The following is a 26,594-nucleotide window of genomic DNA, read 5'->3' as shown; positions in this document are numbered from 1 at the left end:
AATGGAAAATTCAAAAAGCTTATTTTCATTAATTGCTTCACTCCTCGCTTCTACCGTTGTAATAAAAGTATTAAATTTTGCAAAAGAAATAGAAATTTCATATTTTTATGGGACGAGCTATATTGCAGACAGGTACAACCTAGTAATGATTGCCCCAAATATATCATTAAATACTATTGGGCCTGCTTTAGGTATGATTTTAGTATCGTATTATTCTTTAAATAAAAAGAAAATTATAATTCGGCAAAATGAAGTGATCTTTTTAGGAATAATTTTAATTTTTCTTCTAGGCTTGTCCGTTGTCACCCAGCCTTTAGATAGGGGAGCTAATATTTGGAGTGTGGTCCTTAGTTATTTAATTAGCCTGCTTTTTTTAGTTCAAGTATTACTAGTTTATTATTTTCACTGTTTTAGAAGATTTGATATAGGTTCAAAATCTTCTATAATACAAATTGTTTTAAGTATAATTTTAATTTTATTATCATATTGGTATATGAGTTATATAATTTTAGTTTTAGCTCTTCTTATAAGTTTACTAGCACAGATAGTATACTTGATAAGTAAAATAATTCATCATAATCTTTTTATTGTGTTTCAACTTAGGAAAGGCTTTAGTTTTGATTTTTACCATTCTTTTTTCTCTATAGTACTTGGTTATGGCTTGATTGAAATACTAATCTCAATACAAAAAATATTTGCAAATTACTTTGAATATGAAGGCTTAATTTCGGCAATAAATTATGCATATAAGATAATGAATTTGCCTATCTCCATATTCCTGTTTGCGGTTCTGTCAGTCATGTTTCCGGAAATAACAAAACTACGAGGAAAAGATAAAATTAATAAGATGTATGAAGACCTAGTAAGTGGTATATTTTTAATAATGTTTCCTTGCGCGATTGTGTTCTTCTATTATTCTTCTTTTATAACAAGTTTTTTATTTGAAAGAGGGAATTTTGATGAGCAAAGTATATTTTTAACATCATTTCAGTTAAAGTATTTTGCTTTCCTTTTACCTATGTTAGCCGTTTATTCTGCACAGCTAAGAATCTTATATGTTCTAAAAGTATGGAGAAGAATTTACTTAAGTGCTTTAATGATAATTTCTTTAACTGTAATTTTTAATTTGGTGTCTTTGAAAATTCAATCTTTAGCTCTTTATTCGCTATCACTTTCAGTTGCATATTTTTTCTCAATCTTTATCTTTTTAGATAAAAATTTGAGAACAATCTACAAAAAAGCCTTATCAATATCTTTTATTTCATCTATACCAATGGTACTAATATTATATTTTGCGGAAAAATTCGCGGAAAGTAACCTAATCCATATTTTTCTTTTGGCTATTTCATTAACTATATATTTAGTAATTCAGTATTTTTTGGGAAATAAAGCTTTGAAAATTTTGATGAAGAAGGTGTTAAAGTGAAACAAGTACTTCAAAACTTAAAAAATGGCGAAACTGAGCTAGTAAACATTCCAACCCCTTCAATAAAAACGGGGTTTTTATTGATTCAATCAGAAACTTCAGTAGTTTCAGCAGGGACTGAGCGTATGCTTGTTGATTTTGGAAAATCTAATTATATTCAAAAAGCACGTCAGCAGCCCGAGAAAGTAAAGCAAGTCATCGACAAGGTGAAAACAGATGGGCTGCAGCCAACCATTAATGCGGTGAAAACGAAGCTAGATCAGCCTATTCCGTTAGGCTACAGTAATGCTGGTCGGGTTATTGCTGTTGGTAAAGGCGTGACTCAATTTAAAGTAGGAGACCGGGTTGTGTCGAATGGTTCTCATGCTGAGGTTATAGCGGTCCCAGCGAATCTATGTGCAAAGATTCCTGATGATGTTTCTTCTGAGGCTGCTGCTTTTACCGTGATTGGTTCGATCGGTCTTCAAGGTATTCGACTTGCCAAACCGACGTTAGGTGAGACCATTGTAGTCACAGGTCTAGGATTGATCGGCTTGTTGACGGTTCAGTTGCTTCGTGCGCATGGATGTAAAGTTATTGCATCTGATTTTGACCAAAAGAAAGTAGATTTGGCCAAGTCGTTTGGTGTGGATGCGGTGAATGCGGGTGGCGGATTGAATATTGTTGATTATGTGATGAGTAAAACAAATGGACGTGGTGCGGATGCGGTGATCATTACGGCTTCGACAAAGAGTAGTGATCCGGTTTCCCAGGCAGCGCAAATGTCACGAAAGCGCGGACGGATTATTTTAGTTGGTGTGACAGGTCTTGAGTTGAACCGTTCGGAATTTTATGAGAAAGAGCTTTCGTTTCAGGTTTCTTGTTCATACGGTCCCGGTCGCTATGATGCAAATTATGAAGAAAAAGGTCAGGACTACCCAATTGGTTTCGTGCGCTGGACCGAGCAGCGTAATTTTGAAGCGATTTTAGATATGATGAGCGAAGGAAAACTGGTTGTGGAACCGCTTGTTACCCATCAATATGAATTTGAAGAAGCGGTATCGGCTTATAATACATTAAGTGAAGATAAAACAGCAGTCGGAATTGTATTAAAGTACCCGGAAAAGGATTTTTCAGATGCGGGGTATTCAACGGTGACATTGCAGTTGAATGATATTCGTCCGACGAAAGAGCAGCCGGTTGTCGGTATTATTGGAGCAGGAAATTATACGAATCAAACACTTTTACCGGTGATGAGTGGGCTTGATGTATTTAAGCAAACGATTGTGAGCAACGGTGGTACAAACGGCGTTCATGTTGGGAAACGGTTCAATTTTATTAAAGCTTCAACGAATGCGGATGATGTATTTTCGGATGAACGAATTAACTCTGTTATTGTTACGACGAGACATAATTCTCATGCACACTATGTGAAAAAGTCGCTTGAAGCAAAAAAACATGTTTTTGTAGAAAAACCGCTTTGTTTAACCCGAGATGAATTGGATGAGATTAAAGCCATTGATCATGAACAGCTCATAATGGTGGGCTTTAACCGTCGTTTCTCACCGCATACACAGCAAATCAAAAAGCTGCTTGAAACAACTTCAAAACCAAAAGCGATGATTATGACTGTGAACGCAGGCATGATTCCGGCTGATCATTGGACGCAGGATTTGGAAGTTGGCGGTGGTCGTATTATTGGAGAAGCTTGCCACTTTATTGATTTACTTCGTTATGTGGCTGACAGTCCAATTAAGAATCTCCAAGCAGTCAGCATAACTGATCCATCCGAAGAGGGGTTAGAAGATAAAGTGACCATACAATTATCCTTTGAAGATGGATCGATTGGAACGGTTCATTATTTTGCAAATGGGCATAAATCATTCCCTAAAGAACGGCTTGATGTTTTTGTTGGCGGCAAAATTTTGGAACTTGATAACTTTAAAACGCTGACTGGATATGGATGGCCGAGTTTTAACAGGTTTAAAACGAAGTCACAGGATAAAGGCCATGCAAAGGGTATTGAAGCTTTCTTCAGTGGCGTTTATTCTGGGAAAGCACCAATTCCGTTGAATGAAATCTATGAAGTGACGGAAGCGACGTTTGACGCTGTCGATCAATTAAGAGGATGATTGCTCATGAAAGATAAATTAGAAATGGTTCAAAACATGGGGCTTAGCTGGACAGCATTTCGAGTGAAATATGAAATCGAGAAAAAGCTTGGGCTGTTGAAAAAGCAGTTCCCGGCTTTTTCTTATGAAGAAATGAATATTCATAAAGTGATTAAGAGTAAAAAATCATTTGAGCAGCTGGTTGAAGAAGCTGCCCACCATTACTTCTTTAATGAAATCCCAAGTGATTATGCAGAGTTAAAAGATGTGTTTCAAATAGAACAGGCCATTAAAGAAGCAGATGAGATTTGTAATGGAACTTTTCAATATTTCAGCAAACATGCTTTTTCCTGTGAACGTGTAAACTGGCAATATAGTCCTCACACTCAAAAATCAGCTCCTCATGACGTGCATTGGACTGACATTGCGGATTTGGGAAGTGAGTTTGGAGATATTAAATGGATTTGGGAGTTATCTCGTTTTTCATTTGTCTATCCACTTGTTCGCGCATATGTTGCAACGGGCAATGATCAATATGCAGAAACATTTTGGAGATACTTTGAGGATTTCGTAGAGCATAACCCACCTGAACTTGGTGCTAATTATAAGTGCGGACAGGAAATGTCATTTCGTTTGATGGCGTGGACATTTGGCTTATTTGCTTTTCGAAAACATCCATCAACAACTGAAAAGCGATTGGAAGTGTTGATGAAAGCCATTTATCATCATGCAGATCACATTGAAAAACATTTTGACTTTGCGCTGAAATCGGTGAAAAATAATCATTCTTTATCTGAAGCTGCTGGTATGTATACAGCGGGAGTTCTTTTTCCTTTCTTTGATAAAGCGGAAAAGTGGCGAAAAACCGGCAAGAAATATATTCGGTCTGAAGCGATGTGGCAAATATATGAGGATGGTTCTTACATTCAGCATTCTTTTAACTATCAGCGACTTGCGATTCAGGATTTAACATGGGTTGTACGGTTATCTCAAATTAGTAATGATTCATTTGACGATGAGTTTTTAAAGCGATTTGGCCAGACGGTTTTATTTATGTATCAGCATCAAGATCTCCAATCGGGCCGCCTGCCCAATTATGGAATGAATGATGGTGCCTATATTCATCCGTTAACGTCTTGTGACTATTTAGATCATCGACCAGCGCTTCAAGTTGCCTGGCATACGCTGAATGGAACATTTTTGTATGATGATCAATCAGTTAACGAAATTGTATATTGGCTTTCAGGAGACTCAGAGAATTCTGTGACACAAATGAAGCAGAGCTCTCAAGCTTATCCTTTAGGAGGATATTATACGCTTCGCACGGAAGATTCGTTTGGAGTGATCCGAAGTGCAACATACAAGCATCGTCCTGCACAGGCAGATATGCTGCATTTTGATTTATGGCATCAAGGGGAAAATATTTTAGCAGATGCCGGAACGTTTTCCTACAATACAGACATGGATCACATTTTGTACTTTAACGGCACTGCTTCACACAATACGGTAATGGTGAATAATCAGGACCAGATGAAAAAAGCTTCAAGGTTTATTTGGTTGAACTGGACGAAGTCAAAAACGCTTCGGGCCGAGAAGATCGACAATATGCAAATTTTTGAAGGAGAACATTATGGATATGGCTCAATTACACATAGACGTGGTGTTATCCAAGTTGATGAACAATGGATAATTGTAGATGATATCTTTGGATCATTAAATAATGAAGAAATATCACTTGGTTGGTTATTTGGTATTCAAAAAGTTGAGCAGTCTCAACCGAATGAATGGCTGATGAAACTACAAAATGATGAGGAATGGTCATTAAACATTTTTGCGAATCAGAAAACTGACTCTCAGTTATATAAAGGGAATGTCAAGCCATTGCGCGGGTGGCGTTCACTTTACTATGGAGACAAGGAACCGTTTCCTCAAGCTGTTTTAAAAGCGGATGCAGATAAGTTCACTCGTTTTGTAACAGTGGCGGGGCCTTCTCACTTAAAAAGAGCTGTTTCATCGAAGCAGGAAGAGGTTTTTTTAGCTGAATGTACCATCAAGTTAAATAAAATTGGTAATCAAACCATTTTTAAATTGAGATAAAAGGGTGTTTTTTTTGAAAATATTAGTGTTGCATCAATATTTCCTGGGAAAAGACGATCCAGGTGGTTCTCGCTTCAACCAATTCGTTAAGTACTGGGAAGAACAAGGACATCAAATTACCGTTGTAGCGGGAAACGTTCACTACATAACGGGTAAGAAAGACGAGAAATATAAAGGGAAATGGGTTTCTGAAGAACAATATTCAGAGAAAACGACATTATATCGGACGTATGTGTCTGAAGCATATAATAAATCATTTATTGGCCGCTTGTGGGGATATTTTTCTTTTACGCTATCCTCGCTTTCGGCTATTTTGTTTCATGTGAAAAAACATGATGTGATGATTGTAACCTCTCCGCCGCTATTTGTTGGGATTACCGGTATTCTTGCAAAATGGTTTAAGAGAATGCCAATGGTGTTTGAAGTACGAGATTTATGGCCAGAATCTGCGATTGATACGGGTGTATTGACTAATTCTTTTTTAATCAAAACAGCGTATCTTGTGGAGAAGCTCTCGTATAAGTTTGCGAATCGAATTAACGTATTGACACCGGCTTTTAAACAAACACTCATTGATAAAAAAGGGGTTGATCCTGATAAGATTATATTCATTCCAAATGGCGCAGACCTTGATATTTTTCAGCCGGGCCCGAAAGAGAATTGGGTGCGTGATGAATATAATTTACACGGGAAGTTTGTCATTACATACATGGGTGCTCACGGTGTTGCGAATCATTTAGACTCTCTTATCGATACCGCGAAAGAATGCCAGGAACATAAAGATATTGTGTTTATGCTTATTGGTGACGGAATGCAGAAGAAACATTTGATGGAGCAAGTCAAGAATGAAGGATTAAATAATGTGCTCTTTGTTGATTCACAGCCGAAAAAGAAGGTTCCGGATTTCTGTAACGCATCTGATGTTTGCACAGCCGTGTTAAAAAAGGTTGACACGTTCAAAACGGTTTATCCAAATAAGGTATTTGATTATATGTCGTGTGCGAGGCCGATTTTGTTAGGGATTGATGGTGTGGCAAGAGAGCTTGTAGAAGAAAGCGGCAGCGGATACTATGTTGATCCGGAGAATCCCCTTGATTTTAAAGAGAAGATTTTGAGTCTTTATCACAATGAGCAGCTTCAAAAGCACCTGGGCGAGAGCGGTTTGTCTTATGTACGGGAGCATTTCAGTCGTGAAAGTTTAGCGCTGAAATATATTCAAAAGATTGAGGAGTTGAAAAAATAGTATGGATAACAATAAATTATGTGTTGTTGGACTAGGTTATATTGGTCTTCCAACTGCGGCTATGTTTGCAAAAGTTGGATGGGACGTTACGGGTGTAGACGTGAATTCAACTGCTGTAGAGAAATTAAATCGCGGCGAGATTCATATTGAAGAAGTCGGTCTTGGTGAATTGGTAAAAGAAAGTGTAGAGGCTGGACGTTTAAAAGCTACATTGTCACCAGTTGAAGCAGACTGCTTTATCATTGCTGTCCCGACACCTCATCGTGCGGATCATACAGCTGATTTAACTTACGTGGAATCTGCCACGAAAGCTATTGTGCCATTTTTAAAAGATGGCAACACGGTTATCGTCGAGTCAACCATTCCGCCAAGGACAATCGATGATGTAGTTGCGCCTTTACTAGCTGAAGCTGGATGGAAACCTGGGGAAGATATTTACTTGGCTCACTGCCCGGAACGCGTATTGCGAGGCCGTATCTTAATCGAACTAATAGAAAATACACGTATTTTAGGTGGCATTAACGAAATATCCGCACAAAAAGCAGCAGATGTATACCGCAGTTTTGTTGCGGGAGATATTTTATTAACAAGTGCAGTTAGTGCGGAAATGTCAAAGCTAATGGAAAACACGTACCGTGATGTAAATATTGCATTGGTAAATGAATTGGTTAAGATCTCAGAGAAGCTTAAGATTGATGCATTAGAAGTTATTCAGCTAGCGAACCATCATCCACGCGTGAATCTTCATCTTCCGGGACCAGGTGTAGGGGATCATTGCCTGGCTGATGATCCATACTTTATTATTGAAAAAGCACCCGAGCAGTCTGTGCTTAACTCAAATGCGCGCCGAATTAATAACTCTATGCCAGCGTTTGTAGTAGAACAAGTGAAACGATTGCTTCCTGACAATAACTCTAAAGTGGCATTGTTTGGATTAACATATAAAGGGAATGTTAATGATGTGCAGGAAAGTCCAGCAATGGATGTATTGAGTCTGCTTCAAGCTGAAGGGAATAAACTCGGTATTCATGATCCGCATGTACAGCAGGAGCAAGTAAACTTCTACCTTTCATCTTTTGAAGAGGCTATTCAAGGTGCAGAGTGTGTCCTTGTTTTAACGGATCATGATGAATTTAAGAAGCTGGATGAAGAAAAGTTGGTTCAATTTATGAAAGAGCCGATTCTCTTTGATACGAAAAATTGTGTTCGTCTTGAAAGCAATGATATTCAGTATATCAACTTTGGCAAGCTGAATTCGAATAAGGTGTTTACACTTGAATCCTAAAATATTTTTAAAGACTAGAAATAAAGGATGTAAGTAATGAAACGACTATTTGACTTTTTATGCTCATTTTTAGGCATTGTTCTATTATCACCAGTCATTTTGATTATAGCTCTCTTGATACGCATTAAACTCGGTTCGCCAATTGTTTTCAAACAACAACGCCCTGGCTTACATGGCAAACCTTTTTTTGTGTATAAGTTTCGGACCATGACAGACGAGCGGGATGAGTTTGGTGATTTGCTGCCGGATCATATTCGTTTGACGTCGTTTGGCAAATTGCTGCGAAAGCTGAGTTTGGATGAGCTGCCACAGCTGTTTAATGTTCTAAAAGGAGATATCAGCCTTGTGGGCCCGCGTCCGCTTTTAATGGAATATCTGGATCTTTATACACCGGAGCAGGCGAGACGGCACGAGGTACGGCCGGGAATCACCGGATGGGCGCAGGTAAATGGCCGCAATGCGATTTCGTGGGAAGAGAAGTTTAAGCTGGATGTATGGTACGTGGAAAACCAATCGTTTTGGCTGGACCTTAAGATTCTGATGATGACCTTTGTAAAGGTTTTTAAGTCGGAAGGTGTCAGCCAGCAGGGACACGTGACGACAGAAAAGTTTAAAGGTTCGGAAAAAAATGAGAGTAAGTAAAGCGGCTTAAGGGAAAAGGATACACTAGAATTATAGGTGGAAAAATTATAGAATAATAGTTATAAAAGGATTGAAGGAAAAGGCGGTGAATGTGTGCGGAAAATTGTAATCATTGGACAGGGCGGACACGGAAAAGTGGTTCGGGATGTTATTCAAGCAATCGGCAATTATGAGCTGGCAGCTGTTCTTGACGATCGGTATCCTGATGTTTTTGAGCGAAATAAAGTTCTTTACGGGCCGGTTTCCTATTCAAAGCAGATTGCTTTGGAAACAGATGCCGTTTTTACAATCGCTATTGGAACGAACCGGGTACGAGAGAAGATTGCCAAAAAACTCTTTGACTATGGTGTCACTTTCGAGACGTTGATTCATCCTTTTTCATTTGTCAGTCCTTCTGCCCGGATTGGTCCCGGCTCAGTTGTAATGGCTGGAACGGTGATTAATGCAGAGGCAGTGATTGGTTCGCATGTTATTATCAACTCCGGTTCCATTGTGGAGCATGACAATTTTATCGGAGATTATGCACATATTTCACCAGGCAGTGTCATGACCGGGAATGTAACTGTCGGAATCGGCGCTCATGTTGGTGCCGGTGCGAGAGTAATTCCAGGCAAAACAATTGGCGACTGGTCAACAATTGGCGCTGGTGCAGTGGTGATTAATGATATTCCACATGAACAAACAGCTGTTGGTGTCCCGGCCGTGATAAAAACAAAGGTATTCATAAAGTAAGAGTACTTATTGATAGATTATAACATTGTTCTTCATAAAGTACAATATTTTCTTTATTAAGAACTAAGCTTCAAAGTTTCTGCTGAGCAGAAACTTTATTTTCTTTATTGGGAGAGGACAAAAGTGGCAGAAGAACAACCAAGGATTTTCTTATCTGCGCCGCACATGAGCGGACAGGAGCAATTGTATATAAAAGAGGCATTTGAACAAAACTGGATCGCACCTCTTGGACCAAATGTAGATAACTTTGAGCGTGAGGTGGCCATGTATACGGGTACCGAGGACGCAGCAGCAGTCAGTTCGGGAACAGCAGCAATTCATTTGGCATTGCGTCTGTTAGGTGTGGAATCAGGCGATACAGTATTTTGTTCGAGTCTCACCTTTATCGCAAGTGCAAATCCGATTTTGTATCAGGGTGCCGAGCCAGTCTTTATTGATTCGGAGCCGGATACATGGAATATGTCACCGGATGCGCTAGAACGGGCCTTGAGTGAAGCTGAGAGGCTGCCGAAAGCGGTGATTGTGGTGAACTTGTATGGCCAGAGTGCAAAGATGGATGAAATTATGTCGATCTGTGACCGTTATGGTGTTTCAGTCATCGAGGATGCGGCAGAATCCCTCGGGGCAGAGTACAAAGGGAAAAAAAGCGGTTCTTTTGGAAAGTACGGAATCTTCTCGTTTAACGGAAACAAGATTATTACTACATCAGGCGGTGGTATGCTTGTTTCGAATGATACAGAAGCCCTTCGGAAGGCGCGCTTTTTAGCAACTCAGGCACGCGATCCAGCTCCGCATTACCAGCATAGCGAACAAGGCTATAATTACCGGATGAGCAACATTTTAGCCGGCATCGGGCGGGCGCAGCTGGAAGTGCTGGAAGAGCGAGTTGCCGCGCGTCGTGCAGTGTTTAACCGGTATTTTTCAGCATTTAATGAAATAGAGGGGTTTACCTTTATGCCTGAAATGGATGGTACGAAGCATAACCGCTGGCTGACGACACTGATCATTGAAGCAGAGAAAGTCGGCTTTACACCGGCAGAATTAATTAACCGCCTGGCCGAGCACAATATTGAAGCACGCCCGGTTTGGAAGCCGCTTCATTTACAGCCGCTATTTAAAAATGTGAAGTACTACCCTCATACGGAAGAAGACAGTGTGTCCGAGAAGCTTTTTGAAAAAGGGATCTGCCTGCCTTCCGGGTCAAATCTAACAATAGAACAACAAGAAAAAGTCATTTTTATTATAAAAGAAATAATTTCAAAGTAATCAAGTTAAATGCATCATGCTCATTTCAAACTGATCCTTTTTAAAAAAGGATTTAATAACAAATGTTTGTAAATTCGTATTAATTAAAAATATTTTTTTTACATAATATGATTAATCATTTGTTTATTATATCTTTGTACCTAATTATTGCTTTCGGTAATCCTTTTTTATGATACAATAGATTTGTTTGTTTTGCTTTTGAGTAACTTTTAACTAGTCGTTAAGTTTTGGTTAATCTGACTAAACTTTGTACCGAATAGTAATGTCCTTAGAAAACAAGCAAATAATAAAACAAAAGGAGAAGAAAGCATGAAGAAATTGTTTTTGTCCGCTTTGCTGTGGACAGGTATTCTTTGCCTGGCAACGCCATTGTCAGCTGTGAGCCAGGCGGAAGCGAGCACTTCCTTCAATCTTGTTCCTGGCAAGGGAGCTTCAGGTACACTGACAGAGGAAGATCGCGAGCATATTTACCAGGTTCAAGTATCAGAAGCAGGGAAATTGACGGTGAATGTTTCCTCTTATTTTGAAAATGTGCGGATTACTCTTCTGGATGCGAACCAGAAAACGGTCTGGAATCAGACCAGTGTATACGGGAAGGAAAATGATCCGGCTAAATGGACAGAGTCTGTTAACGTAGAAGCCGGGACTTATACGCTTAAAATTAAGAGCGGCGACTGGGGAACGACGATCGGGGACTACATGGTTTCAACCGAGTTTACTGCAGCGAAAAACACCGAGCAGGAGCCGAACAACGGAACAGAGATTGCAGAGCTGCTGACCTTGAACCAGGGGAATGTCAGAGGGTTCTTGAGCTGGAGCGATTCGGAAGACTACTATAAAGTAGAATTACATAAAGCAGGAACACTTACAGCCATTTTAGGCTCTTACTTAGAAAACGTTAAAATTTCTTTGATTGATTCCGATGGTGAAAAGGTCTGGGGCAGCCCCATCACCTACGGAAAAGAAAATGATCCCAAAAAATGGTCCGGCACGGCTGATTTAGAGCCGGGCGATTATTTCATTAAGGTAGAAAGAGGCGACTGGGGCGATACGACGGGTGTTTACACAATCGGCGCAGAGTTCAAGGAAGCTGGAAACAATGAAAGTGAGCCGAATAACGGCACCGACATTGCGCAGACTCTTTCGCTGAACGGCACTGGCGTAAAAGGCTTTTTAAGCTGGAATGACGCAGTGGATTACTACACGTTCACGCTTGCAAAATCTTCAAGGGTCAAAGCGGATGTTTCCTCTTACACCGAGCATATCGACTTTGTTTTGTATAACGAGGATAAAGAAAAGCTTGCGGACGAAAACATCACTTATGGAAAAGAGAATGACCCGAAAAAGTGGTCGGATGAATATGAACTGCCGGCAGGCACTTATTTTGTGAAAATCGGAAAAGGCGACTGGGGGAAAGGAACAGGGGTCTATACCTTGGCTCTTCAGGATACTTCGCTTATGAAAAACTTTACGGATGTGTCCGGTGCTTACAAAGAAGCTGTTGATTATTTAGTACGGGAAAATATTGCCGGGGGAATATCAGATACGGCGTTTGGCGTGTCCAACAAAATTAAGCGAGCCGATGCGGCCGTCATGATCGCCAAAGCCCTGCAGCTTGATACGCAGTCTGCAAAAAATGCGGGCTTTAAGGATGTTCCGGCCCGTGCACAGGGTGCGGTGAATGTCCTGGCCGAAAAAGGAATCTTAAACGGCAAATCGAAAACGGCATTCGGCGCAAACGACCCGTTAACAAGAGGCGAAATGGCCTTGATTTTAACACGTGCCTATCAGCTGGACGGATCAGGTATTACCCTTCAGTATAAGGACGTTTCACCTCGATACGAAGCAGCCGTAAAAGCACTGGTGAAGAATCATATTACTTCAGGTAAAAGTAAAACAGTCTTTGGAACAAACGATTCCATTACTCGGGGCGAAATGGCGATTTTGCTTTACAGAAAAGAAAGCCAGTAAATACTTGCTTCTTGCTATAGAAGCTGTGAAGGAACAGAGAGTTAGAAAGTGACTCTCTGTTCTTTTAAAAGGGGAAGCTCCTTATTACTGGATCATTGATGAAACCCAGAGTGAGCCTGTTATTTACGATATCTATGAATCCGCATCCAAAACATTTTTAAGCACGGATTATTAAGGAAAACAAGGGAGAGAGAAAAATGGCCATACATAAGGAACCAATCGATTATATTCGCATTCCGGCTCCGCAGCATAGTAAAGATGCTTTCTACGAGGTCAGGTATGGGGATGTGGACTGGGATGACAGTGGAGAAGAAAACAAATTCCAGCGGGCTGTTTATGTAGTGATGGGCTACGGAGAGAAGCTGTCCTATAGACGTGTGGCCCATATATTAACGACTGCCAACCCTGAAGAAAATGGGCTTTCCGATTTGGAAAAAGTTCTGGCAGCGATCGAGAAGATTAAAAAGCGAAACAACTTATAAGCTGATGTTTTTTTAAAGAGCAACAACAAAGAGGCTGTCTCAAATTGCCGGTAAAACTGGTTTCCTGAGACGGTTTTTTCTTGTTTTCAGCCTTAAAATAGTAGATAGAAAAATCAGAAATTTTTTAGATTATTCATTGTATGCTACTAAATATTAATATATCATTTTATATGTATATTTTAATAGATTAAAAGGCTTGTTTTTTGCTGTTTATCCGGTGGGAAACGGTAAAAAGGAAGATGTATAGGTCTTTTATACTAATTAAAATAAACTGTATTTTAGGTTTAAAGATATTTTTAGGATTATTCCAAAATGGAAAATGGAGGGAATTATGAGACATCAATCAAGTGAATATCGGAAGTTTGTTTCAGCTGCGGCAGCTGCAACGCTGGCCGCTTCATATGTTAGCCCGGCTGGGGCCACTTCGTTTACAGATGTAGGAGATTTATATAAGGAAGCAGTTGATTATTTACTCGATCAAAACCTGGCAGCCGGCATAACAAGCACTCAATTTGGTACAGGGCAACCGATTAAGCGGGTGGACGCAGCAGTTATCCTGGCAAAGATTCTTCATCTTGATGCAGCGCAGGCGGCGGATTCAGGATTCACGGATGTACCCGAGCGGGCTAAAATGTATGTAAATGCTTTAAAGGCGGCGGGCATCATAAACGGGAAATCGAAGACAATTTTCGCCTCCGACCAGCATATTACACGCGGAGAGTTTGCGCTCATTATACAAAAAGCGTATAACCTGGCTGAAAGCAGCGAGAAGCTTTCTTTTACGGATGTAAGTATGCCTTATCAAAAAGCGGTGGCAGCGCTTGTCGGCAGTGGGATTACAAAAGGAAAATCGACAGCGGTGTTTGGCACCAGTGATTCACTGACGCGTGGAGAGTTTGCCATTTTCTTGTATAAAGCCGAGATGAAGGCGCCGCTGGCCATTATCAACGATTTAACTGTCACGGCTGCGGCAGAAGGAACCGCAGGAATCACCGCTTCAGTGCAAGGGGCAGCAGATCAAACAGAGGCCAGAGTAGACATTGTTTCGAATGGAAAAACGGCCGCTTCTAAAACAGTAAAAGTAGTGAATGGAAAAATAACAGCTGACTTTACCGGCCTTCCGGCTGGCCCTTACACAGTCAAAGTGACGATTGGAAAAGCGGCGGCTGAAAAATCATTTACAGTAGAAGCCAGGCCGGCTGTCACGATTACAAACCTTTCTGCTTCCGGGGCCAATGGCTCAGCGTCTGTGACAGGTAAAATTACAAATGCCGAAGCAGACGCTGAGGTGGAGGTTGCCCTTTATTTGAATGGGCACACAGATCCTGTTGCCAGGACAACAGTAAAAACAGGTGACGGAAATGTAAAAACGGACTTTACCGGGCTTTCTGCCGGAACGTACCGGGTGAAAATTTCCATAGGCGCAATTACTAATGAAACATCGTTCACCATTGCATCACCTCCTTCCTCGGGCGGCGGTGTGTCGTACAGTGATGTACAGCTTTTAAATATGATCGGGACACACACACGAAATTTAACCATCTCGGCAACCGGTTCTTCCGGTATTCAATATGGGCCTTCCACAGGAACCAGCACCATTAAAGGAAATGTAACGATTTCCGGTAATGCGGGCAGTACAATTGATCTGCGGAATATTGTTATTCAGGGAGATTTACTTATTGATACACCGAATGCAACCGTAAATAACGGTGCCTCTGTAACAGGAACCATCACAGTTAAAGATGTAAGCCGGTCTACATGGAATGAAAAAACAAGCGGAAACAGCCTATTGTTTGACGATAAGGATGCTCAGAACGAGGATACAAAATTAACTGTTGACAGCAACACCTCCGTAAAAAGCATTGACTTAAATAAGTCTGCCTGGCTTGAGCTGGGAGCCGGCGCAACGGTTGGATCACTTAACAATAACAGCCCTGGTTCAAAGGTTTCGGGCCAGGGGAGAATCATTACGTTATCGGGAAGCCAGTCACCGGAACTTGCTTCGGATGTAGCTGTAGATCGAAACGAATCTGCCGCAGCTGAGGCGGTTGTAATGAATGAATCGCAGCTGCAGGCGGCTCTTCAAAATAACCATCTTGCTGAAGTGAAATTGGGACAGGATATTGCTGCTTCCAAGAATGTGGAATTAAAAACGGATAAGCTGCTGGACGGACAGGAACACACATTATTTTTAAATAAAGTCTCTGAAGAACCGGATGCATCAGACGGTATTTATATATCAGGAGACAATGTGGCTGTGCAGAACCTTACGGTAACCACAGAAGATAACAATATAAATAAAGACAATCTTATTGAAGTGTATGGAGACGGGGCAGCTTTCGCAAATGTAGAGGTAACCGGAGGTAAAAAAGCAGGCTTTTATATTGAAAACGACAGTAAAGGCCTGATGAATGTGGAATTTAACAGTGTAACAACCTCCGGTAACCTGGAAAATGCGGCGATTGGCCTTGCTGCCCGGGCATCAGGTGATACGATCTCAGTGAAGTTTGACGGAGAGAACAGCTTCGGGGAGGACATTGCAGTTTATACGGATGGCAGAGCAGAAGAGCTTCATAGCGCCTATCGTATCACCGGGCTTGAGGGGTATTACCTGCATCTTGTTGACGGCCAGTACCACTGGACAAACACTCCTGAATAAAATAAAACGAAACGTTGCTTTATAACCCGGGAAATGCCGGGGAAAAAAGCGGGAAAGAACATTTCCTAACTGCTGCGAGCCAATTGACCGGGGAAGGCCCGGTCCGTGCTGAACAGTCTTTATGCGCGAGTCTAATCCTCCTGCATCCAGTGACGCGCTGATACGCGGAAGGGGTGAAGTCAGGTGAAGGCGTACTCATAATATGAGGCGGGACTCCTTAAAAGACAGCTATGGCCAGGAAGACGAATCCATGCAGGCAGGGTGAGGTAGTGAATGCTGTGAATCGTTCGCTAGGAGTTCGGCATTCACCCGTGCATTTGAAATGATGCACCGGCGGTCAGAGTAATTGACTGTTAACCTGGCCGTTCTCATACCTGAATAGTGGAGGCCTACGGCTGTCAAACGAAGGGATGGCTGCAGCGGAACGTTTGAAGTTTTTCCGGAAGAGGCGGATCAGCGCCGGAGAGGCCGTAAAAACGGCTGCGGGTTTGTAGTAGCGGGGATCGCCGGCCGTTTGTATCCTCATGGCAACATGGGGAGAGGAGAAAACCGGCGGGAGCAAAGAAACCCAGTCAGCAGCAGATTCTCAAAAAGCTTATTCCCCAAATAAGTGAAAAAGCAAAACGATGGCTTCTTGGGGGAAGCGAAGAAAGAGTTGCTGACGGATCGCCGTGTGCGGTGAAAGCCGCCTGCATGGTGAAGGTCCATTCGAAAGCCGCAGGGTATAAGATGGAAACAGCCTTAATTTAAACAATGTAAATATTGATGTATCAGCAAATTTGCTGACCGGCACTACTTCTCATATGCAGTACAGTGTCGACTCAACGAATGGCCGGGATGGTTCCTGGATTGATTGCACAGGAGACAGCACTGCCGTTAACTTTGCAGAAGGAAAAGTATATGTAAGGGAAAAAGAAAATACCGTAAACCAGAGGATAGTTGCATCGATAACGGCTCCTGAAGAACCGCCAAATGCTTCAATCGGGCAGGGAACTTTAAGCGGAACAGTAAAATTATCGGACGTATCATCGGGAATGGAGTACAAAATCAATGAGGCGGCTGCCTGGACCAAAATTACTGGTCAATCAGTAGACAGCCTCCCGGTTAACATCGGTGATAGGATAGCCGTTAGAAAAAGCGCTACAACGGACCGGTTAGCTTCAGACATTCAACTTATTGAAGCAGCTTATGCTCATATCAAGCCCGCAGCCGCCCCGGCAGCGCTACAGGCAAAAGGAACCGGGAATGGAACAAAACTGACGAACTTAACCGATGGAGAAAGTTATGAATATATAATCGATCAAAATCCAGACATTTTGAGCACGGACAGTGCCTGGGAACAGGCGGCTGCTGTATCGCTTACAGGCAGTACAGCCATCGATAATATACCAACGGGTTCAGGAGGCAAATTTATTCATATTCGAAAAAAAGCCTCTTCTGCCCAGCCTGCTTCTGAAATTAAACATGTGGCAGCGAGCGGACAGGTTTTACAATTATCATTTGAAGGCAACACAGCAGACAGCTCGATTTACAACAATAATGGTACTGTCGAGAACCCGGCAAGAGTAGCATATGTCCCGGGAAAAGTGGGCCAGGGAATTCAATTCAAGGGCGTTGACAACCGAACCTGGATAAGTGTAGGAAATAATATATCACTGCAATTTGGCCAGGAAATGACAGTGGCTTACTGGGTTAGAATAGATAGTTATAAAGGCCAGGATGGAAATGGTAGAACCGTGGATAAGGGGATACATGCTATTTTCGCGAAAAGGCATGATAAAGACGGAGATTTATTCAGCTATTTAACTACTAGCAGCGGGAATATCAACCTGAATGTAGGCGAGCAAGGACAATCTGTCAGCAAACCAGCTGAATTTACTGAAAGAAACTGGGTTCATGTAGCCCAGGTGATTTCAGGAAACAATATGAAGATGTTTATAAATGGAGAAAGAGTTTCAAATGAGAACTTTGCACAGTCATTTAATTTTACATCAGCGAATTCAGAGGACTTGACAATTGGAAGGTTCGGTACGGACTGGTATCCGATTTATGGCACACTGGATGACTTTCAAATGCATAACATCGCTCTAACAGAAGCTGAAATTCAATCACTGTACAACCCGGCTCAAAACTAAAACAGCTGGTCATAAGGCTGTCGAGTTTCTATTCGGCAGCCTTTTTCCTGTGTCTCCATCTTTTCCTGTCAGCTTTACCAGCCCAGAAACTGTTTTTTCTTTCTTTGTTCAATCCGTTTTGGCCGGTGATCTACTAAATCAAGGTTATATCATTCTGTTATTTTATAAATAGCATCTGGAAAATACGGGACTTCCAGCACAGTGTAAACTATTATTTTTCCTGCTGATTTGTTAACTTTTTGTGATTTTTTAATAATAATTCCCAATTAGACTGCTATTTGTCGTATGATGGTAAAAAAGTAGATGGAGGAAATAAGTTGAAGAAAGTATGTTTAAAGAAGTTCGTGGAGGCGCAGGCAGCAAAGTGAAGAAAAGCAGTAGATTAAAAGCAGTCCTCTGTGCAGTGATAGTGTTTGTTTTAGGTATGTCTCTTGTACCCCCTCAGTCTGAAGCAGCGGCCAGCACGCTTCCAAAGCGGGAAATGCGCGCCGCGTGGATTGCGACGGTGCAAAACAGCGATATGAAGGCGGGCATGAGTAAAGCGCAGTACACCGCCTGGGCGCGCCAGACGCTTGATGGGTTGAAAGCGAGCAAGTTTAATACGGTCATTTATCAGGTAAAGCCGACAAATGATGCCCTGTATCCATCAAAGCTCGCTCCGTGGTCTGCGTATATCACAGGAAAAAGTCAGGGAACTAATCCGGGATACGACCCGCTGCAGATTATGGTCGATGAAGCGCATAAGCGGGGGATGGAGCTGCACGCATGGATGAATCCTTACCGTGTGACGATGCCGGGGCAGTCACTGACAAGCCTTGCGTCTACCAATGCGGCAAGGAAAAACCCGAGCTGGGTTGTAAAGTACGGTCAGCAGTATTACTTGAATCCCGGCCTTCCCGAGGTGCAAAACTACTTAATTGCTTCCGTAAAAGAGCTGGTATCCAATTATGATATTGATGCGGTTCATATGGATGATTACTTTTATCCGTATAAACTCCAAAATCAAGTTTTCCCTGACCAGGCGGCTTATAAAAAATACGGCGCGTCTTTTAAGAATATAGACGACTGGCGCCGAAATAATGTTAATCAGCTTGTTAAGAATCTATATTCGGCGATTAAGGCGACAAAGCCGCATGTTCAATTCGGCATTTCGCCGTTTGGTGTATGGCGCAATAAATCACTGGACCCGACGGGCAGCGACACGCGGGCCGGCGTGAATAATTACGATGATTTGTACGCTGATACAAGAACATGGATTAAAAACGGGACGATTGATTACATTACGCCGCAGATTTACTGGTCGAGAAACCTGGCTGTGGCGAGGTATGGTACGCTTCTGAACTGGTGGAGCCATGAAGTCAGCACGTATGCGCAGGTTCACCCGGTTCATCTTTATATCGGCATGGCCGATTACAAGGTAGGCAATGACTCTGATTCAACGTGGAATAATAAAATGGAGCTGCCGAATCAAATATCCGCAAACCGGACGGGCAAAGCAGAAGGACAAATGCACTTTTCACTGAAAAGCATTCAGCGGAATGCACTGGGCTATGCCACAATTGTGAAGCAGCAGCTGTACAATTATACGGCTGTTACGCCGGCAGTGCCGTGGAAGGGTTCAGCTATTCCTTCGAAGCCAGCTTCTGTTCAGGTGAAAAAGGAAGCGGCAGGAAGAACGATCACCATTAAAGAACAAGCCGGCCAGCAGCCGCGCAAATATGTGATTTACCGTTTTGCAGGAAATAAAGAAGGTTCCTATGAAGACCCGCGGAACATTATTGATGTTGTGTATAACACGAACGGGAATACAGTGTTTCTCGATAAAACAGCTCAGTCCAGCGGTATGTATACGTATGGTGTAACATCCCTGTCCGCGTCCGGTGTTGAAAGCAAAGACGCCTTTGTGGTGCGGGAAGGAGGCCAGCCGGCGGGCGATGGCACTTTTTACGATATGCCTTCTGCCCACCGTGCGTACAAGGAAGTGACGTTCCTCGCACAGGGTGACATTGTCAAAGGCGATGAGTATGGCTATTTTTCTCCAGACCAGACGGTTACGCGTGCTGAAGCAGCGGCAATGATCGGCCGGGCGCTGAATCTCGACGGGACAAAACGGACCAGCACGTTCCGCGATGTAAATGCAAGTATGTTTGCCTCGGGCTACATTCAATCAGCAGTGGAAAAAGAGATTCTTACGGGCTATGAAGACGGATCTTTTAAGCCGTATGAGAAGGTCACACGCGGCCAGATGGCTCTGATGATCAGCAGAGCGTTTGGCTATGAATACGGCAGTGCCGTTTCCGGGGCGGAGCAGGCACTGCTCACAAGAGGCATTGCCCAGGGAATGGGTGACGGACAGTTTGGCAGGCATCTCAGCATCATCCGGGCCGACTTTGCGATCTTCCTGGCGCGGGCGGTTGATTACAATTTGCGGATCAACAGCCCGGCGGTTTCGTTCAACGGAGAAATGCAGGTAAATATGGAATCTCTGCCTGTACGAAAAGGGCCTTCTGAAAAGTATGCACAGACAGGAGTGCTTCAAAACCAGGAAAAGGTTCAAATCGCTTATCAGGTGGGAAGCTGGGTGCTTGTAAAATCCGCTTCCAATGTCATTGGTTTTGTTCCCCAGTCTTCTTTAACAAATTAAGAAGATCTCATGGACAGATAGAAAGAAATAAAAGAACTGCCGGGCTTTTCGCCCGGCAGTTCTTTTTGTGCTGAAACGGTTATTTTTTCGCCAGCTTCACAAGCTCAGAAACGGTTTTCCCTCTGTATACCTGTTTGACCAGTCCGATCTTCGGAGCGTAGTAGTTGATGTACCCCTCGCTTGACTGAACCGTGGTGATGCTTTTAAAGGTGCCGGCCTGTGTTTTGACTGTGCCGTTTGTGCCGGTGATTTTGTAGGTGATGCGCGTGTCAAAGTCGTGTCTCCATGTTTTTCCGCTTTTCAGCGGGTAGGAGATTTCTGTGTAGTATTCGGATTCCGGCCAGCCGAGATACAAGCCCTTACTGTTTTCTGAGATCACAAATGTGCCGCGGGTAGAGGAATCGCGCCATTCATCCCAGCCGTTGTTTTTTCCTTCATACGTATGTGTATAGGACACGCCGTTTGTTTTATACGTATATACTTTTGTTTTATCCATTAAAAAGCTGTACATGCGCAAGTATTTTGAAGCGACATAAGCACGTTTTTTCTTGTACGTAATTTGCGACCAGCCGTTTTTCGTCTGCCCGGAAACGGTAACAGCCGCGTTATTGGAAAGCGAGCCGATTACTTTATAGCTTGATCCCGGGCCGCTTCTTACATTCAGCTTGCCGCTGCTGATGCTCACGTAGCCGGTTTTTGCGGCTGCTTCTGTGGGAGCGGGCTGCGTCTGAAATACTGAAGCCAAAACAAAAATAAACGCCAGCGCAAAATAAACCAATTTCCTTCCCTTCATGTAGAACCCTCCTGCCCTCTTTTTGCTCTTATCATAACACGCCCGCTCTGGAAGAAGAAGGATTGTTTTCAAAATATTGAAGAAGGATTTTTGCGTTGCTTAACAGGGGCTGTCAGTATATATATGCGCAAAAACAACAGTTAATCGTAAGGAGGCAGCGGTAATGTAAACCCATAATAAAACAGCCGCTTACAGAAGCCCTTTCTTTATCCTTCTGTGCTATAATCCAATAAGAAAGCTTTTTAGGGTCAAATAAAGCAGGTGAACAGGTGATCAAAACAAGCATGAACACATACCGGTGCCCACTGGCACTTACCAATAAAGCAAAAACAAAGATGCGGGAGCTCGGGCTGGAGGAGCGCTCGTTTTTTTCGTTGGAAGAATCATTTACGGTTTATATTGAAAAGTATCCCCAGCAGGCGGACCGGCTGCTTTCCGCGGCTCTATTTTTGGAGAACAGGCGGCTGGCTGAGAAAAGCGGCGGCCTGGTTATCGTGCTGCACTGCGTGGTGGAAAGAGACCGTTTGATTGTCACAAATATCACAACAAGATCAGGCCGCACTGCTGTGCAGACGAACTGGCGCCGTCCGGCCTTTATCACGTTTGATCCAAACGCAATATCCGTACCGTCCGGCCTTCTTGGGTTGATTCATGACATGCCGGTCGCGCAGGAAAGTTCAGCGTATGTCAAAAAACGAATTGCGAGCTGGGAAGGGTATTTGACGATCCAGGAGCGGGATGCCGATATTCCGGATATAACCGCGCGTTATTCGGGTCTCACCTTTAATGGCGACTTCAGCCGGGCCGTGCTGTCCGGCTGCCAGCTGAAGGAAGCGGAATGGAAATCGCTAAAGGATTTAAGTGTGAAGATAAAAGGAATCGATCAGGACATTGGCAAGGTGCTCAAAGCCAGCCGGAAAGCCGGCACGGTGGAAGTAGAGCTGAGCGGGCCGATGGCGGAGCGGGCGCGCCGGCAGCAGCTGAATCCGGTCCAGAAAGAAGTTATCTTCAGCAACTTTGCGGCACTGAGCCAGGTGAAACGGCTGCGGCAGGGGTTTAAGCATCTCGAGAACGGCCTTGCGGCAAATCCGGATCTGGAACGGATTTTATTTGAGAAAAAGCCGCCGGTTCGGCCGCCCAAAAAGCAGGCTGAACCGGTTTTTCACAACCGGTTAAACGAGTTTCAGAAAAAAGCCGTCGCGGGTGCGATGGCGGCAGAAGATTTATACGTGATTCAGGGACCGCCCGGAACCGGAAAAACAACGGTGATTTCGGAAATATGTCTGCAAAACGCCAGAGCGGGTCTGCGCACGCTGGTAGCGTCACAGTCTAATCTCGCAGTCGATAATGCGCTTGGCCGGCTTTTAGCCAATAAGGATATCCGTATTCTGCGGGTCGGGCGTACAGAAAGTATTGAAGAAGAAGGCAAGAAGTTTATTGAAGAAAACGTTGGACAGTATTGGAAGGACCATACGCTGAAAGAAGTTTCTGCTCAATTCGAAGCACGAAAGGTCCGAGAGACGGAAATCGAAGCCGAATGGTCTGCCAATGAAAGAGAGCTGGAAGAACTCCAGCCCGTTCTTGAGCAAATAAAAGCGGCGGTTGAAGCAAAAAAGAATGCCCAAAAAGCATACAAAGAGAGCCAGGAGTTTATTGCCGGGCTTCAGAAGCAGATGGAGGAAATAGAACAAACGCAGGAGATCCTCCAAAAGCAGGTGCTGGAAATGGAGCAGGCCATCTGGCAGCTGCGTGAGTCGCTTGAAGAAGATGAAGCGTTTCTTCAGAATGAACCGGACATTGAGGAGCTTCAAAAACAATGGGAGATGGTTCAGCAGGCCATCCAAAAGCTGCGAGAAGCGGCTGCCTGTGAGGAACTGGAACAGGAAATTCACCGAAAGCAGGAGGCCATTGCAAAAGCAGAAGCCGAAGCTGAAAAGCAGGCGGAGCTTCTGCGGCAGGCAGAGGCGGTAAACGCCAGAGTTTTCTCAGTGCAGCGGATCGACGGCTTAAAATGGCTTATGCTAGAACAAAATATGAAGCGGTCACCGCGTATTATGGAACTGCAAAGCCGGCTGGATGATATCCGTGAAGAAATGAACCAGCTGTCTAAATTAAAAGCGTATAACGACCAGCTGAACCGGGCTGTTTCTTATGTCGAGAAGCTGCTGGCGCCTTACCGCGTTTCTTTTGATCAGCTGCAGCAGCGGGCTGTGCAGGTGCCTTCTGCTTATACGGCTGTTCAAATTGACCGGTACCTCGATGAACTGAGAAGCCGGTTAAAAGGAAATCCCCGAGTCGAACCGAAGCTGCTGGCCGCTTATTTAGAAGGCCTGTACAGCCGGAGGGAGTTTGTCTGGAGAAGGGCCAGACGGTTAAAGCCATATGACTCTTATAAAGATATAGCCCGGGAAATATTTCAGCTGTTAAAGCAGGAAGTGGCCGGGCAGCTTTCCGAAAAACAGCGTTCCGCTCAAAACTATCATCAGGAGCTGCTTCAGGATGTAAAGAAACGGCAGACAGAGCTGGCGGTTCTTCAAAGCAAATATGAGCAGCTGGCTGCGTCAGCCGAACGGATTCCCGATGCAGCAGAAGTGCTCGGCCAGAATGAAACAAAAGCGCTGCTGTTAGAAAAGAAAATGAAGCAGTACGAACAAGTTGAGCAGCGGGTGGCAGCGGAGCGGCAGGAGCTGGTCCAGAAAGAGACTGTGCACACGGACACCAAGCAGCAGCTTGCCCAAAAAGAAGAAGAGCAGAAGAAGCTGACAGACGCGGTCCAGGAAAAGAAACAGGAGCTTGAGCCTCTACATGAGATTTTGCTCACTGAGCCGGAGCAGGAACAGGAAAAGCTGTTAAAGCAGCTGGCGAGCCTTTCGTTTACGCGCGAGTCACTAAAGCAGGAAAAGCAGAAGCTTCCGCTTTTTCAGGCCATTCAGGGCGAGTGGCTGTCGCTGCTTCATGAAGCGAGCGAACACGATTTGGATGAGATCCGCAAGCTGTATGTGAAGCACGCGAATGTGATCGGCACAACATGTGTGGCGTCTGCACGAAAAGACTTTATGGATAACTATCCTGTTTTTGATGTGGTCATTATTGATGAAGTATCAAAAGCGACACCGCCCGAGCTTTTGCTGCCGATGCTAAAGGGGAGAAAAATCATTTTAGTCGGCGACCACCATCAGCTGCCGCCGCTTCTGGGAAATGATACGCTGGAAGAAACACTGCAGGAAATGGCGGAGGAAAACAGAGAGTTTGCAGGGAAAGCGGAGCTGAAGGAGCTGCTGCAGGAATCGCTGTTTGAACGGCTGTTTAAAAACTTGCCGGAGAGCAATAAGACGATGCTTGCTATCCAGTACCGTATGCATGAAAGCATTATGGAGACCATTACGCCGTTTTATGAGCAGGAAAACGACCGGCTGCAGTGCGGTCTGGCGGATTCGGATGCCGCCCGTGACCATCTGCTGGAGTCGCCGCTTGTGAAGCGCGATAATCACCTGCTCTGGCTCGATATGCCGAATGAGCCCGCTTTTTTTGAAGAGCGGATGAAAGGCGGAAAAAGTCTGTTTAACCCGGCTGAACTCGTGGAAATCGGGTCAGTGCTGAAGGAACTGAATGAAGCGGCCGCCGGGGCGAAGCAGGCGGGAAGAATGAAGCTGGATGACCAAAAAAGCATTGGTGTGATCAGCTTTTACGGAGAGCAGGTAAAAAGGCTCGACCGCCTGATTCAGCAGGAGCCTCAGCTGCCTCATCTCACTATTCGGACAGGAACCGTCGACCGGTTTCAGGGCATGGAAATGGATGTGATTCTTCTGAGCATGGTGCGGAATCACAGCAGCAGGCAGGACGACATCGGCTTTGCGAAAGACTACCGGCGCCTCAACGTGGCGTTATCACGGGCAAGAGAGCTGCTTGTTTTAATCGGCAGCACAAAAATGTTTACTGAGCGGACGAAGCAGGCATCGGCACGCAACATGTACCGGCATGTATTGGACACAGTGAAAAAACAAAACGGCCTGCGGGTCCTGCAGGAAAGCAGGAGGTAAAGCGGAATGGAAAAACTTGAAAAACAGCTTCGGGCCATTCTTTTGGAAAACCCGGCTGTTGAAATAAAAGATTCGGCTGCCTGGCAGCTGCCGGTTACCCGGTACAGCGTGACATGTAAGCGGGTCCGGCGGTCCAAGATGGACATTCTGATGAAAATGCTCCTGCTTGCCTTTGAGAAAGCGGATATCCGGCGGGCCGCCAATCTGGCGGAGATGCTGTTAGTGGAAGAGCTGTTTATTGCCGATTTAATCAATAAAATGCAGCGAACGGGTTTGATTCACATGGAAAGTACCGGCTACAAGCTGACCGCAAAAGGCCGGGAGCATCTGGAAAAAGGCATTATGGAAGAAGAGCTGGAGGAAGAAGAAACAGAGCTGTTTTACAGTCCGGCTCACGGCGCTGTCTGGCCGGAATGCCGGATAACGGAGGCAGGGGAAGACCTGCCTTTGTATCGTTACGCAGGCGGCCGGGCCGTACAGCCGGAGGACCTGCTGCAGGCACTGGCTGGCAGAGAGGAAGAACCCGGGGAAGACGGCCTGCAGACCATTGTGTCGCAGGTTGCCGGCTTTGAGGAAAGTGCAGCAGAACAGGTTCCCTGCCTGGAATTCCGCTTGTATCATAAGGAGCAGGATTTGTTTTTTGCACGTGTCTGGAATACGGCGATGCAGCGCTGGGATGAAGCGCTGGAAAAGCAGATAGAAGAGCGGGAGCGGGTGGAATGGCGGGAAACGTATTTGCGATCCGAGGAAAAAAGCGATTCTTGAAAATGAAAGAGCAGGCGGGCTATTCTCCCGCCTGCTTCTTTTTTATGAAAATGGCCCCTTGTTCTCCTTGACACGGTTTACAAACTGTTTGGCTTCCAGCAGGCCGGCTCCGGTTTTTCGGCGGACCAGTTTGACAGCTGCGATTTTGTCCTGACTCTGCTCAAGCATGGCATGGACTTCCTTCTCCAGCCCGGCATCCATCAGCAGCCGCTGACGGGCATTTTTGTTTCGGCTGAGCAGTACGCCGATAATGGCGGATAGAGCAGTGATGGTAATAAAGGATAAAACAGCGCTCGACATATCATTTCCTCCTTTTTTCAATTC

General features: G+C 44.1%; 17 protein-coding genes. 15 read left to right on the top strand and 2 right to left on the bottom strand.

What is annotated here, in order from left to right:
• Position 1: 1 nt before the first annotated feature.
• From VP98_RS06600 to VP98_RS06540, 13 genes are all read left to right on the top strand, one after another.
• On the top strand, positions 2–1,426 hold the full coding sequence (locus VP98_RS06600; protein WP_046174533.1) for a lipid II flippase MurJ: 1,425 nt from the start codon (positions 2–4) through the stop codon (positions 1,424–1,426).
• The gene (locus tag VP98_RS06595) at positions 1,423–3,537 is read left to right on the top strand and encodes a bi-domain-containing oxidoreductase (protein WP_046174532.1); all 2,115 of its coding nucleotides are present in this window, start codon (positions 1,423–1,425) and stop codon (positions 3,535–3,537) included. Before VP98_RS06600 ends, VP98_RS06595 begins: the two co-directional genes overlap by 4 nt.
• Before the next feature lie 6 nt (positions 3,538–3,543).
• A complete protein-coding gene (locus VP98_RS06590; RefSeq protein ID WP_046174531.1) occupies positions 3,544–5,613 on the top strand; it encodes an alginate lyase family protein in 2,070 nt (689 codons plus the stop codon).
• A gap of 13 nt (positions 5,614–5,626) precedes the next feature.
• Positions 5,627–6,856 (top strand): glycosyltransferase family 4 protein, encoded by a 1,230-nt coding sequence (locus tag VP98_RS06585; protein ID WP_046174530.1) that lies wholly within the window; start codon positions 5,627–5,629, stop codon positions 6,854–6,856.
• Between the two features lies 1 nt (position 6,857).
• Positions 6,858–8,141 (top strand): nucleotide sugar dehydrogenase, encoded by a 1,284-nt coding sequence (locus VP98_RS06580; RefSeq protein ID WP_046174529.1) that lies wholly within the window; start codon positions 6,858–6,860, stop codon positions 8,139–8,141.
• Between the two features lie 36 nt (positions 8,142–8,177).
• Positions 8,178–8,783 carry a sugar transferase gene (locus tag VP98_RS06575; RefSeq protein WP_046174528.1) on the top strand — a complete coding sequence of 202 codons (606 nt, stop codon included), beginning with the start codon at positions 8,178–8,180 and terminating at the stop codon, positions 8,781–8,783.
• Positions 8,784–8,876: 93 nt separating this feature from the next.
• The gene (locus VP98_RS06570; RefSeq protein ID WP_046174527.1) at positions 8,877–9,515 is read left to right on the top strand and encodes an acetyltransferase; all 639 of its coding nucleotides are present in this window, start codon (positions 8,877–8,879) and stop codon (positions 9,513–9,515) included.
• Between the two features lie 165 nt (positions 9,516–9,680).
• Complete coding sequence (locus tag VP98_RS06565; RefSeq protein ID WP_046174695.1) at positions 9,681–10,781, top strand: DegT/DnrJ/EryC1/StrS family aminotransferase; 1,101 nt, start codon at positions 9,681–9,683, stop codon at positions 10,779–10,781.
• Positions 10,782–11,090: 309 nt separating this feature from the next.
• Positions 11,091–12,752 (top strand): S-layer homology domain-containing protein, encoded by a 1,662-nt coding sequence (locus tag VP98_RS18270; RefSeq protein ID WP_052712164.1) that lies wholly within the window; start codon positions 11,091–11,093, stop codon positions 12,750–12,752.
• A gap of 197 nt (positions 12,753–12,949) precedes the next feature.
• Positions 12,950–13,234 (top strand): hypothetical protein, encoded by a 285-nt coding sequence (locus tag VP98_RS06555; RefSeq protein WP_046174526.1) that lies wholly within the window; start codon positions 12,950–12,952, stop codon positions 13,232–13,234.
• 331 nt (positions 13,235–13,565) lie between these two features.
• Entirely contained in the window at positions 13,566–15,893 is a 2,328-nt protein-coding gene (locus VP98_RS18265) for an S-layer homology domain-containing protein (RefSeq protein ID WP_052712163.1), read from the top strand.
• A 779-nt stretch (positions 15,894–16,672) separates the two neighbouring features.
• The gene (locus tag VP98_RS06545) at positions 16,673–18,028 is read left to right on the top strand and encodes a LamG domain-containing protein (protein ID WP_197076564.1); all 1,356 of its coding nucleotides are present in this window, start codon (positions 16,673–16,675) and stop codon (positions 18,026–18,028) included.
• Positions 18,029–18,452: 424 nt separating this feature from the next.
• Positions 18,453–20,672, top strand: coding sequence for a family 10 glycosylhydrolase (locus VP98_RS06540; RefSeq protein WP_046174692.1), 2,220 nt, complete (start codon positions 18,453–18,455; stop codon positions 20,670–20,672).
• A gap of 79 nt (positions 20,673–20,751) precedes the next feature.
• Here VP98_RS06540 and VP98_RS18260 read toward each other — a convergent pair whose 3' ends face one another.
• On the bottom strand, positions 20,752–21,465 hold the full coding sequence (locus VP98_RS18260) for an SH3 domain-containing protein (protein WP_052712161.1): 714 nt from the start codon (positions 21,463–21,465) through the stop codon (positions 20,752–20,754).
• Between the two features lie 272 nt (positions 21,466–21,737).
• Between VP98_RS18260 and VP98_RS06530 the strand changes: the two genes are divergently transcribed.
• Together VP98_RS06530 and VP98_RS06525 are read left to right on the top strand one after the other, a co-directional pair.
• The gene (locus VP98_RS06530; RefSeq protein WP_082087877.1) at positions 21,738–25,505 is read left to right on the top strand and encodes an AAA domain-containing protein; all 3,768 of its coding nucleotides are present in this window, start codon (positions 21,738–21,740) and stop codon (positions 25,503–25,505) included.
• 6 nt (positions 25,506–25,511) lie between these two features.
• Positions 25,512–26,270: a hypothetical protein gene (locus VP98_RS06525; protein ID WP_046174524.1), complete on the top strand. Its 759-nt coding sequence runs from the start codon at positions 25,512–25,514 to the stop codon at positions 26,268–26,270.
• 42 nt (positions 26,271–26,312) lie between these two features.
• Here the strand turns inward: VP98_RS06525 and VP98_RS06520 are convergent, their stop codons facing one another.
• Entirely contained in the window at positions 26,313–26,570 is a 258-nt protein-coding gene (locus VP98_RS06520) for a ribosomal protein L7/L12 (protein ID WP_046174523.1), read from the bottom strand.
• Between the last annotated feature and the right edge of the window lie 24 nt (positions 26,571–26,594).

Source organism: Domibacillus indicus (assembly GCF_000970685.1).
Classification (GTDB): Bacteria; Bacillota; Bacilli; order Bacillales; family Domibacillaceae; genus Domibacillus; species Domibacillus indicus.
The sequence above is the reverse complement of the archived record's forward strand: the minus strand, read 5'-3'. Positions and strand labels throughout refer to the sequence as shown.

Excerpts from the sequence above, each read along its gene's own strand:
- VP98_RS06600 (WP_046174533.1), top strand. The coding sequence starts at position 2 with ATGGAAAATTCAAAAAGCTTATTTTCATTAATTGCTTCACTCCTCGCT.
- VP98_RS06590 (WP_046174531.1), top strand. The coding sequence starts at position 3,544 with ATGAAAGATAAATTAGAAATGGTTCAAAACATGGGGCTTAGCTGGACA.
- VP98_RS06580 (WP_046174529.1), top strand. The coding sequence starts at position 6,858 with ATGGATAACAATAAATTATGTGTTGTTGGACTAGGTTATATTGGTCTT.
- VP98_RS06575 (WP_046174528.1), top strand. The coding sequence starts at position 8,178 with ATGAAACGACTATTTGACTTTTTATGCTCATTTTTAGGCATTGTTCTA.
- VP98_RS06565 (WP_046174695.1), top strand. The coding sequence starts at position 9,681 with ATGAGCGGACAGGAGCAATTGTATATAAAAGAGGCATTTGAACAAAAC.
- VP98_RS18270 (WP_052712164.1), top strand. The coding sequence starts at position 11,091 with ATGAAGAAATTGTTTTTGTCCGCTTTGCTGTGGACAGGTATTCTTTGC.
- VP98_RS06555 (WP_046174526.1), top strand. The coding sequence starts at position 12,950 with ATGGCCATACATAAGGAACCAATCGATTATATTCGCATTCCGGCTCCG.
- VP98_RS18265 (WP_052712163.1), top strand. The coding sequence starts at position 13,566 with ATGAGACATCAATCAAGTGAATATCGGAAGTTTGTTTCAGCTGCGGCA.
- VP98_RS06540 (WP_046174692.1), top strand. The coding sequence starts at position 18,453 with ATGTCTCTTGTACCCCCTCAGTCTGAAGCAGCGGCCAGCACGCTTCCA.
- VP98_RS18260 (WP_052712161.1), bottom strand. The coding sequence starts at position 21,465 with ATGAAGGGAAGGAAATTGGTTTATTTTGCGCTGGCGTTTATTTTTGTT.
- VP98_RS06525 (WP_046174524.1), top strand. The coding sequence starts at position 25,512 with ATGGAAAAACTTGAAAAACAGCTTCGGGCCATTCTTTTGGAAAACCCG.
- VP98_RS06520 (WP_046174523.1), bottom strand. The coding sequence starts at position 26,570 with ATGTCGAGCGCTGTTTTATCCTTTATTACCATCACTGCTCTATCCGCC.